The sequence below is a fragment of the Cytophaga sp. genome (assembly GCF_051961495.1).
Classification (GTDB): domain Bacteria; phylum Bacteroidota; class Bacteroidia; order Cytophagales; family Cytophagaceae; genus Cytophaga.
Genome location: NZ_JBQCDF010000206.1, coordinates 1 through 11,235 on the forward strand (window position 1 = coordinate 1; position 11,235 = coordinate 11,235).

Genomic DNA, 11,235 nt, shown 5'->3' on the forward strand with positions numbered 1-11,235 from the left:
CTTTCTTTGTGAATTTTTGACGGAGTTACCTGCAAAATTTCAAGGCCGTGTTTTACTTCTTCCAGCATGCCGTCCGGCCCGCACAGAAAGTAATCAGCTTGTGAAACCGGCAAGTCTTTTATTCCTTCAATGATTTTTATGAACTGACTTTGATTCAAACGTCCTTTGGGTAAAGCGCTGTTATGCGGCTGGCTGTAGGTGTAAAAAACTTCAAAGTTTGAATAGACAGCTTTCAGCTCTTCCAATTTACTTTTGAAGATCACAGCGTCTTCATTGCGGTTTGAATAGATCAGGCAGATTTTCTTGTAGCTTTTCTTTGCTAAAGCAGTTTTAATCATACTGATCAATGGTGTGATACCGCTGCCTGCCCCTATGAATACAAGGTTTTCGGAGGAAGCTTTATCTAATGTGAACAATCCTGCGGGCTGCTGAAACTCGATCGTATCTCCTGCCTTTAGTGTATTGAATAAGTATGAAGATGCTTTACCATCCTGAATTTTTTTTATGGTAATGCTGGGTTTTGCATCTACTGCAGGAGAAGACGAAAATGAATAAGAACGTCTTACTTTTTCGCCTCCTATGTTCAATAATAATGTTATAAACTGTCCTGATTTATAATTCTTTATTAAATCATGGGGTTTTAAAACCAAGGTAACGGAATCTGCTGTTTCGTTAATTTTTTCTTCAATGAATAGTTGGTTGCTCGTACTCATAAACGGTAATAATTTTACGAATATACTATTTTCCTTTTTTTAAGGAGAAAATGTGCATAAACTTTAGGCAGGATAAAGCGCAGGATTAGACTTATTTTAAGGTATTTTTTGGTATATTTGATGTTTCCTAAAGCAAACAAAATGGAATTACAGGCATTAACAGCCATCAGTCCGATTGATGGCAGATATAGAAATCAGGTTGCATCATTAGCTCCTTACCTTTCTGAATTTGGATTAATTCACTATCGTGTTAAAATCGAGATTGAATACTTTATTGCCTTGTGCGAAAAACCTCTGCCGCAACTAAAGGATTTCGACAAATCCATTTATGCAGATCTCCGTGCTATTTATCTGGAATTTAGTCTGGAAGACGCGCAGCGTATCAAAGACATTGAGAAGGTTACCAACCACGATGTTAAGGCTGTTGAATATTTTATCAAGGAAAAATTAAAGAAGTATGACCTTGGAAATTATCTTGAGTTTATACACTTCGGATTAACGTCGCAGGATATTAATAATACTTCCATTCCATTGTTGCTGAAAGATGTTCTGAACAATTGCATCTATCCTGAATTATCAGCATCCATCAAGCAGATAGAAGCTTTGGCAAAAAGTTGGGAAACAATTCCTATGCTGGCTAAAACCCACGGACAACCGGCATCTCCTACCCGTTTAGGTAAAGAATTCATGGTATTTGTTGAACGTTTGATCAACCAGATCAGTCTGTTGCACCAGGTTCCATACAGTGCAAAATTTGGCGGCGCCACCGGGAACTTCAATGCGCACAACGTTGCCTATCCGGATATTAACTGGATAGAGTTCGGCAATAATTTTGTCAATACAACGCTTGGCTTATCCAGAAATCAATATACGACACAGATTGAACATTACGATAACTTAGCTGCCTTGTTTGATTCATTGAAACGCATCTCAACCATCCTTATTGATTTTGATCGTGATGTGTGGCAATATGTTTCCATGAACTATTTCAAACAGAAAGTTAAAAAAGATGAAGTTGGTTCTTCTGCGATGCCGCATAAAGTTAACCCGATTGATTTTGAAAACAGCGAAGGGAACTTAGGTGTTGCAATTGCTCTCTTTGAACACTTCTCTACAAAACTTCCGATATCAAGATTACAGAGGGACCTTACGGACTCAACAGTGCTTCGTAATATTGGCGTGCCATTGGGACACTTTCTCATTGCATTGAAATCGTTGCAGAAAGGTTTATCAAAACTGGAATTGAATGTTGAAGCCATCAATGCTGACCTGGAAGACAACTGGGCAGTTATTGCAGAAGCGATACAAACAATTCTTCGCCGAGAGAATTATCCGAATCCGTACGAAGCATTAAAAGACCTTACCCGCAACGGCGGAAAAATCACAAAAGATACGCTTCAAACATTTATCCATGGTTTGAATGTTTCTGAAGAAATTAAAGTAGAACTTAGAAAACTAAGTCCTCATAATTATACAGGTATTCAATTTTAATTTGAATGAAAGAGATTATTCGTTTCGCTATCCGCAAGGTTCCGCGCAAGTATCTGCAGATTGTAAGTCCGGTAGCAATGAAGGCTATGAAGCTTATCTATCGTGGTAATACTGTAGAGTGCCCTGTGTGTAATAGCACGTTTTCAAAAATGCTGCCTTACGGACGTATTGTAAGCAGAGAAAATGCCTTATGTCCGGAATGCCTTTCTTTAGAGAGGCACAGATTAATGTGGTTGTTTTTGAAAAACAAAACAGATTTCTTTACCGCCAACATTAAGCTGTTGCACATAGCACCCGAACACTGCTTTATTGATCGCTTTGAAAAGCTACCGAACCTGGATTACATCACGGCAGATATTGAATCTCCTTTGGCAAAAGTTAAAATGGATGTGCATGCTATTCCGTTTGAAGCCAACACATTTGATGTTGTATTCTGCAACCACGTTTTAGAACACGTGGATAACGACATCAAAGCGATGCAGGAAATGCTGCGCGTATTAAAGCCAGGTGGCTGGGCTATCCTGCAAAGCCCGATTGATCCGACAAGACAGGTAACGTTTGAAGACCCCACAATTACAGATCCTGCAGAAAGAGAACGTGTACACGGTCAGGATGACCACATGCGTACATACGGGTTGGATTACGGCGACAGAATCCGCACTTCCGGATTTTTAGTTACAGAAAGTATGTATGTAAAAGAAATATCTCCTGATCTGATCAAGAGATATTGTCTGCCAGGGAATGAAGTAATTTATTTTTGCGAAAAAGCGAAGTAAGCAGAATCTGAATTCTAGTCATAAAAAAACAGCAGCTTTTATAAGCTGCTGTTTTTTTATGACTGAAGTTGTAATTGAGAAACGATTATACTTTATACTAAACTTTACACTACAATTAATTTTCCAGAATTTTAATTTCAGTTCTTCTGTTTAATTGTTTATTCTCCGGTGTATCATTTGGCGCGACCGGTTTATCTTCACCATGGCGGGTATAAATGATTCTATCTGCTGAAATTCCTTTAGCAATCAGGTAATCCTTAACTGCATGGGCTCTCGCGTCAGACAACGTCCGGTTCGCCTGCGGGTCTCCATCACTATCCGTATGTCCGGCTACTTCAATTTTTATTTTTGGATTTTTACTTAAAATATCGAAAAGCTTGTCCAGCTCTGTTTCAGATTCTTTACGCAACGTGGCTTTATTTACATCAAAGAATACGTTATTTAAAACAATCGTTGTTCCGATATCAATTTTATCCAGACAAATTACATCATCGATCTCTTTGTAGTTTTCCAGCTTTGGAATATCAATGTTCTTCGAGTAAAATAAGTAACCTTTTGCTTCAACATTGATTGCATAATTTTTACCTGCAGGCAACGTTACAATGTACTTACCAGTAGAACTGTTCGATGCATATTTCCCCAATGATTTACCGGATTCAATATCGGTCACATTAATGTTCGCCTGAATAAATTCTTTTGTCTTGCAATCGGATATTGTTCCTTTTAACAAAACCAATGCTGCCTTTGCTTCCGGGCGTTCGAGCATGTAAAGATCCTTATCACCTAATCCGCCTTCCCTCGCAGATGAAAAGTAGGCGCGCTTATTATCGGCCGACCAAACAAAGTAGATCTCATCTCCTACGGTATTAATCGGATAACCCAGATTTTCCGGCATTGATTTTACCGCAATTGGTGACACCGACAAATCGATCGTTGCATGAAAGATATCAAAGCCGCCCATGGATGTATGCGCCTGAGAACTGAAATAAAATGTTTTATTATCGGCATGCAGATATGGAGAAAACTCATCTTCTCTGGTATTGATACCAGGGCCCATATTCACAGGTAATCCCCAGGTTCCATCTGCATTCTTTTTTGACCAGTAAATATCTGTACCGCCATACCCACCTTTTTTGTTTGAAACGAAAAACAGGTAGTTTCCGTCGGCAGAGAAATTGCCGCATGCTTCCCAGGCATCTGTATTAATGGATTTCCCAAAAGAAACAGGTTTGTTCCAGGTAGTCCCTGATAGTGTGCTGTAATACAAATCACCGCCACCATCTGCTTTATAAACAATCATGGTTTGCCCTTCAGAAGAAAGTCCAACACAGGCATCATGACTTGCAGTATTTATCGTCTGGTCAATTTGAATACTGTTCCCCCAGGTGTTATCCGAATTTTTATTCGACATATATATGTCTTCAAAATAATGGCCATCCATTTCAGAAATCAAACCACCTGTTGAGTTAGCTCTTCTGGAAGTATATATAATAGTAGATTCATCTACACTGATGGCAGGATTGTAATCGGGATATTTAGAGTTCACTGCACTACCCAGATTTGAGATTGTCATTTTAACCGGCTTCGCCATTAAGTTCTGTGCATTTGTACAGTATGTCAAATATTTGTCGGTTTGAGCCAGCAGTTCCTTATCAGATGCACGAAGCGTTGAACGGAATGTCTGCAGGCTGCTGATCGCTTCAGGTATCCTGCTGTTTGCATGGTAAGCTATCCCCAGGTAATAATCAAACATAGGATCTTTAATTGTACCCCTGGCTGCCAGCAAATACTTCAATGCACTATCGTAACTGTAAGTGTTGATGTAACACAAGGCGATCGAATAATTTATTCCAGGATCATTTGGGGCAAACTTATACGATGCCTGATACTGTTCGAGCGATTTTACATAATCTGCCTGGTCATAATAAAGTTTGGCTTCTTCCAGATAATTTCTTGCTTCTTTAGGAATATTCTGAGCGCAAAGAGTTCCATTCAGAAATAGCAGCGCGATGGAAATAATAAAATACTTATGCATACCTTTAATTGCTAAAGAAAAACTAATTATGCTATTTTACGTACAGTTACAAAACGAATAGTTCATGAAAAGGTTATTAATTACTCTACTTGTGTTGACATCTTTATTCTCTTGTTTGGGAAAGAAGCAGTATTACATGAGTAAGCAGGAGAAATCCAAGCAAAAAGGATTTAATGCTAACCAGGCAAATAAGATTGTAAACGAAAACCAGAAAAATAAAGCTGCCAACCAGAAGAGTGCGGAGAAAAATCGTCAACAGCTTAATAAAGCTGCTGAAGAAAAAAGTAAAAACAGTAAAAACTCTAAAAAGCCGAGCGGCGAATTTAAGTTTTATTTTCACTAAGATTATATCTTCTTTCTGGTTCACCCATAATAAAAAACTCCCGTCCGATAGTTATCGTGACGGGAGTTTTTTATTATACATATTTAACAATTGTTAAATAATTAATGTTTATAGAAGCTTGGACAAGGCAGCCTTCTCATTGGTTTATGTTTTTTAACAGGCTTATGAATATATGTTATACTGAATTCATGAGAACCTCCCGGCCCTGCTGCAGTAAGTTTCGAGATTGTTAAATCATAGCTGTAGCCGAAATTCCATGTTTTATAAACCCATCCGATCAGGAAAACAACAGATTCACGGTTGTTGATCTTAGGAGCATAATGTTTGATTGGAATACCGCGATACCAAACCCCTGCCATTAACTGGTTATACATACCATATAAACCAATATCCAGCTGATCTGCCTTCCCTTGTGATTTATAATGGAATGTAGGGGTAATGCTTATTTCACTTTTGTCTTCCGTATAAGCTAAATATTTACGTTGAGCAATTGGTATTTTATATCCCCCTGTCACTTGAAAGTTCATGGCCAATGGATCCTTAGCAGCTCCAGCAAAAGATTGTTCAGGTGTATTTAAATGTTGAACAGAAAAACCTCCCCATATACGGTCTGAATAAATTACTGTACCGGCAGAAAAATCCGGGTAAAGCTGGCTTTTAACACCGGTCTGATAATTACCGCCCCCAATGTAGCCTGTTGAATCTCTGAATTGACTTGGATATCTCAATCCATTATAATCAAGTGTTCGTTGAACGCCTGTGGCCTGGAGACCTAAACGGGCTGTAAATTTCTTGGAAACAGGTATTTCGTATGAATATAGCAGGGAAAATTGAGTTGAAGCGTAAATATTCGAGCCCTGGACATCACGTACAATCTGAAACCCTAAGCCACTTTTATACTTATCAAGATATGTATCACCGGAAACATAATAGGTTTTATAGTTTGCATCCAGGCCTAACCATTGTAATCTTGTAAGCACAGTACCTCTTGGAGCATGGACACTTCCTGCAAAAGCAGGGTTATGAAACATTGGAACAGAATAAAATTGGGTAAATTGAATATCTTGAGCACTAGTAACATTATACTTAAAAAAGCATATAATGGCTAGTGTGATTAGGAATATGCGTAAGCAAATTGAACTAAACATGAATATTTATTTAGGATGATATGATCAAATATACGTAAATAATGTCCGTATTTCCCAATACGAATTTTATTGACAATAGTTTTTTTGTATAGAGAGTTTCTGTTAATTTGTATAAAGTCAATATTATTGAAAAATGGTTTCGATGAAAAAAATATCCCTGTTTATACTTTTAACCAGTATAACTTTCTTTAATTCTCAACAAGTTTTTTCTCAAACAACTCTATCCAGAGTTGAAATTGAAACAAATGCGCAGTATGCTTTTAAGAACAAAGACTACTACCACGCATTACCTTTATATTTAACCTTAGATAGCTTATATCCGAACTCCCCCAAATATATATTTCCAATTGGAGTGAGTTATATAAATACAACTGCCGACCAGGAAAATGCGCTTGTATACCTGGAGAAATGTAAACAAAAACCTAATCTTTATCCTCCTACCCTTCACTATTATCTGGGCCGGGCATATCATTTATCGAACCGCTTTGATGACGCCATTGTTGAGTATGAACTTTGCTTATCACATCTGTATAAATCAAAATCAAAATATGCATTAATGATCCGCGACATATATCGCGAGCTTGAAATGTGCGAGAACGGTAAAAAGCTTATTTTAAAACCTATTACTATTGATATTGAAAATTTAGGTCCGTCAATAAATAGCAACTACCCGGAATACGCTCCAATCCTGACGCTTGATGAAAACGAAATCATTTTCACTTCATGCAGACCCGAAACTACAGGCGGACTAATTGATACTGAAGACGGCCAATATTTCGAAGATGTATATATAGCATCAAAAAAAGATTCTGTTTGGCTTAAAGCTAGAAATATGGGACCTGCCATTAACACGAAAGGACATGATGCCAGCGTTTCTCTTACACCCGACGGACAGGAACTTCTTATATACAGATATGACAAAGATGACAATTTTCTGTCTTCGAAATTAGATGGTGATGTTTGGACCGAGGCTGAAGAATTAAGGGGTGAAATCAATTCAAAATTCTATGAGCCTTCTGCATGTTTAACAAAAGACGGCAGCTACATTTTATTCAGCAGCAACAGACCGGGAGGTTATGGTGGTCTGGATCTTTACATATCAAAAAAACTATCTAACGGAGAATGGGCAAGACCAATTAATTTAGGAGATTCGATTAACTCTAAGTATGATGAAGATTCTCCCTTCCTTCACCCGGACGGTAAAACGTTATACTTCAGTTCAAACGGTCACAACTCAATGGGTGGCTTTGATATGTTTTATAGCAGATCTTTATCTGATTCCAGCATTTCATGGCAAAAGCCTGTTAACGTTGGTTATCCGTTAAACTCAGCACATGATGATATTCATTTTACCTTATCAGCTGATGGCAAAAGGATTTATTTTGCATCCATCCGTCCTGAAGGTTTTGGAGATAAAGACATCTATGTTGCCAGCATTGAAGAAACGAAAGTGCAGGATGTATTGGTAATTGTTGGTATTATTCAGGACTCATTATCCAAAGATCCGGTAAGTGCACGCATTGAAGTTATCAATACAGAAGACAACTCAATTGTAGGTATTTATAATTCCAATAAAGTAACCGGAAAGTATATTATGGCTTTACCCGAAGGAGGTAAATACCGGATTTCAATCCAATCAGAAAATTATAAGGTCTGCGACGATTTTATTACTACCAAGGAATTAAATGGCTATCAAGAGCTTGAATCCAATATTAATTTGTGCCCGGAAGTCACGAAATAAAACATTCCCTATATAAAACAACATAATTTTTAGTTTTTACGTAATAGTTCTCAAACTAGTACTATGTACTTATGGAAAATATATATACTAAACTCCTAAAACATCCCAAATTAACTTTAAGAGCAATGACAATTGCTCTGTTTTCAATACTTTATATTCCCGCTTATGCTGAAGGTACTGCTGAGTTGACTCCAACATTAGCTTCAGATAACCAGGGGGTACTTCAGATTTGGGATAACAACGATGTAAATAGAAACTCATTTACATACGGTTGTCCGTCCACAAAACGATTATATTTTACTATATGTAATCCTGAAGAAGTGTATTTCGGAATGGCATATGACGCAGGGGATCTAGTTGCTCCGGCTACTCTTTGGTATAGAATTATCTCCCCGAGCGGTACAGTAGTTTTCCCAGTAGCAGGTACAGGCTGGCAGCAGGTTACAAATGCAGGTGCTGGCTCAATATCTTCCTGGGCACAAGCAAAGGCCGGCCCTTCCAATATTGTGGGCGGTGCCGGTGGTTATACCCCATTAACATTCACACCTGCAGAAGCAGGTGATTTTTATATTGAATTCTATCGGAAAAGTAATGCCGGAGCTCCAACACTAGGTAATCCGGCTGCACCAGGCGGAGTTATTCCTGTAGCAACTGCTGCAAATATCGCAACCCAACAAAGGACTAAAACACGTCTTCGTTATTTTGACTTAACAGTTACAGATGCCCCGAATGGAAACAGAATCCCAGGACGTTTGTTTTCTCAAACATGGGACATTAACGTAAACGCGGCAAACAATCCATTCATTGCAACGATGTATGTATATTCTGATGACGGGATTGTTACTGGCTTGAACTTTAATAGAATCAGACCTTTTGGTTTTACAATTGCCTGTAACCCTACGGGTGTTACGAATACGGGTAATACTGCTGTAGACAGGCGATCGGTTTCTGTTAACGCCACATACGCTCAATATAAGATATTCTTACATGACCCCGACAATAGCTGTTACAGCACGGGGATTTTTGGTGATGTATTAAATAAGAATAATATTACCGTTACCGGATGCGATGTAAATAACCGATGTATAAACGTGGTTGTTGATAAAGCCGGGGGGGCAGAACTCTTATTAAATTTCAATGGTGTACCCGGATATCAATTTGGAACATCGGATGTACTTATTAAATACACATTAGCTGTTGGTTCTAATTGCATTCCATGGGATAGCCGCGATGGACTTGGTAATCTGGTTACGCCTGGTTCTGTATTGGATATGCGATTGGATTACTTCAACGGTATCACCCATTTACCGTTATTTGACGTTGAAAACCACCCTTACGGATATATTGTTTCGCTTGTTCGTCCGGCAGGACCGCCTCCATTGTTATTCTGGGATGATACGGGAATTCCTGGTGGTACAAGCAACTTATCTGGTTGTACAACCGGTATACCAACACCGACAACTGGTTGCCACGGCTTTGGTTCAGTAACGGCAGGTGCTATGCCTCCTTCCAGTAATCCAACCACAACTGACTGGGGGAATAATAGAACCATCAATACCTGGTGGTACGCTAATTACATCAATGTTAGTGCGAATTATAATGTACCAGGAAGTATCAGTGTTGATGCAAATACCAATGTGCCTGGAACCGGATCAACAAATGATATTTCAAGCTGTACAAATGCCGGCCCGATTTCCTTGTCCGGTGCTGTAACAGGTGCGACGGGCGCTACATGGAGTGTAAAACCAGGGGTTACGGGTACATTTGCAAACCCGGCTTCTCTTACAACTACTTTCAATCCTTCTGCTGCTGATCTAGCGAAACCTTCTATCTATATATATTTAACATCTACAGGCAACGGTGCTTGTCCGGCTGTTAATGACTCCATGAAAATTACTTTTATGGGCGGACCTACCGTAACTGCAGGACCGGCGCAATCTGCCTGTGCAAATAATTCTACATTAACCCTGAACGGTAACTTTACTGTTGCCACAGGTATCATATGGTCTGGCGGTGGCGGTACATATGTACCAAATAATACAACCAAGAATGCTACCTATACACCTACTGCCGCAGAGATCGCTGCAGGTTCGGTTACTTTAACAATTACAACTACGGGCAATGGCTTGTGTCCGGCAGCTACAGCGCAGGTTACACATACTTATTTTAAAGCTCCAACAGTAAGTGCGGGTTCACCGGTAACGGTCTGTGCCAATAATCCGGCAGCAGCTTTAGTAGGTACTGCGACCAATCAAACGGGCGTAGCATGGTCTGGCGGTACAGGTACATTTACGACACCTGGAAGTACTTCCACTACTTATAACCCTTCTGCAACTGAAAAAACTGGCGGCCCTAAAACAGTTACCTTAACCTTAACAGCAAGTAAGGCGGGCTGTAACTCGGTAACTTCAAATGTAGATGTTACCATCAATCCTTCACCTACCGCTTATGCCGGTCTGGATACAACCATCTGCAGAAACGACTCATTCAATCTGGCCGGCGTTATTACCAATGCAACCGGGGGAACATGGTCTGGCGGTACAGGTAAATTCACTCCGAATGCCAATACATTAAATGCCAACTACAAACCAAGTGCTGCTGAACTTGCCGGTTCAAGTGTAACACTTACCTTAACCACTACCGGTAACGGAACCTGTATTGCCGCAACCGATCAGATGAAAATCTCATTCATTGCAGCGCCTACCATTGATATTACCGGTCCGGCATCAGTCTGTGACAACAACCCTGTCATCAATTTATCAGCTGCTGTACCCGGGGCAACCGGCCGCAGCTGGATCGGCAGCGGCGGTTCATTTGTTCCCACCACCACCACCAGCCCGGTTAGCTATACACCTTCTGCAGTTGAGATCACCACAGGCTTCACAGGTATCGTAGCCAAAACAACCGGCGGTAAATGTCCGCCGGTAACAGATACAATAATTGTTCTGTTTAACCCGGCTCCTACTATTGATGCAGGTTCTCCGATTT

General features: G+C 39.6%; 7 protein-coding genes and 1 pseudogene. 5 read left to right on the forward strand and 3 right to left on the reverse strand.

The features are described 5' to 3' along the window. Nucleotides 1-713, reverse strand: a 713-nt coding sequence (locus ACTHJT_RS10950) for an FAD-binding oxidoreductase (protein ID WP_440238062.1), incomplete at its 3' end; no start/stop codon positions are given. Between the two features lie 141 nt (nucleotides 714-854). On the opposite strand from ACTHJT_RS10950, the gene purB reads away from it, so the two are divergent. Continuing rightward, nucleotides 855-2,204: an adenylosuccinate lyase gene (gene purB, locus ACTHJT_RS10955; RefSeq protein WP_440238064.1), complete on the forward strand. Its 1,350-nt coding sequence runs from the start codon at nucleotides 855-857 to the stop codon at nucleotides 2,202-2,204. A 5-nt stretch (nucleotides 2,205-2,209) separates the two neighbouring features. Continuing rightward, a complete protein-coding gene (locus tag ACTHJT_RS10960; protein WP_440238066.1) occupies nucleotides 2,210-2,980 on the forward strand; it encodes a class I SAM-dependent methyltransferase in 771 nt (256 codons plus the stop codon). A gap of 115 nt (nucleotides 2,981-3,095) precedes the next feature. On the opposite strand, the gene ACTHJT_RS10965 is transcribed toward ACTHJT_RS10960, so the two are convergent. Continuing rightward, the gene (locus tag ACTHJT_RS10965; RefSeq protein WP_440238068.1) at nucleotides 3,096-5,015 is read right to left on the reverse strand and encodes an OmpA family protein; all 1,920 of its coding nucleotides are present in this window, start codon (nucleotides 5,013-5,015) and stop codon (nucleotides 3,096-3,098) included. Between the two features lie 64 nt (nucleotides 5,016-5,079). Here ACTHJT_RS10965 and ACTHJT_RS10970 point away from each other — a divergent pair, with 64 nt between their 5' ends. Then, nucleotides 5,080-5,358 carry a hypothetical protein gene (locus ACTHJT_RS10970; protein ID WP_440238070.1) on the forward strand — a complete coding sequence of 93 codons (279 nt, stop codon included), beginning with the start codon at nucleotides 5,080-5,082 and terminating at the stop codon, nucleotides 5,356-5,358. A 101-nt stretch (nucleotides 5,359-5,459) separates the two neighbouring features. On the opposite strand, the gene ACTHJT_RS10975 is transcribed toward ACTHJT_RS10970, so the two are convergent. Next, complete coding sequence (locus ACTHJT_RS10975) at nucleotides 5,460-6,506, reverse strand: PorP/SprF family type IX secretion system membrane protein (RefSeq protein ID WP_440238072.1); 1,047 nt, start codon at nucleotides 6,504-6,506, stop codon at nucleotides 5,460-5,462. 142 nt (nucleotides 6,507-6,648) lie between these two features. On the opposite strand from ACTHJT_RS10975, the gene ACTHJT_RS10980 reads away from it, so the two are divergent. Together ACTHJT_RS10980 and ACTHJT_RS10985 are read left to right on the forward strand one after the other, a co-directional pair. After that, nucleotides 6,649-8,247, forward strand: a complete 1,599-nt coding sequence (locus tag ACTHJT_RS10980; protein ID WP_440238074.1) for a hypothetical protein — start codon at nucleotides 6,649-6,651, stop codon at nucleotides 8,245-8,247. Nucleotides 8,248-8,372: 125 nt separating this feature from the next. Beyond that, nucleotides 8,373-11,235 (forward strand): annotated as a pseudogene (locus ACTHJT_RS10985) (gliding motility-associated C-terminal domain-containing protein); the annotation flags it as partial.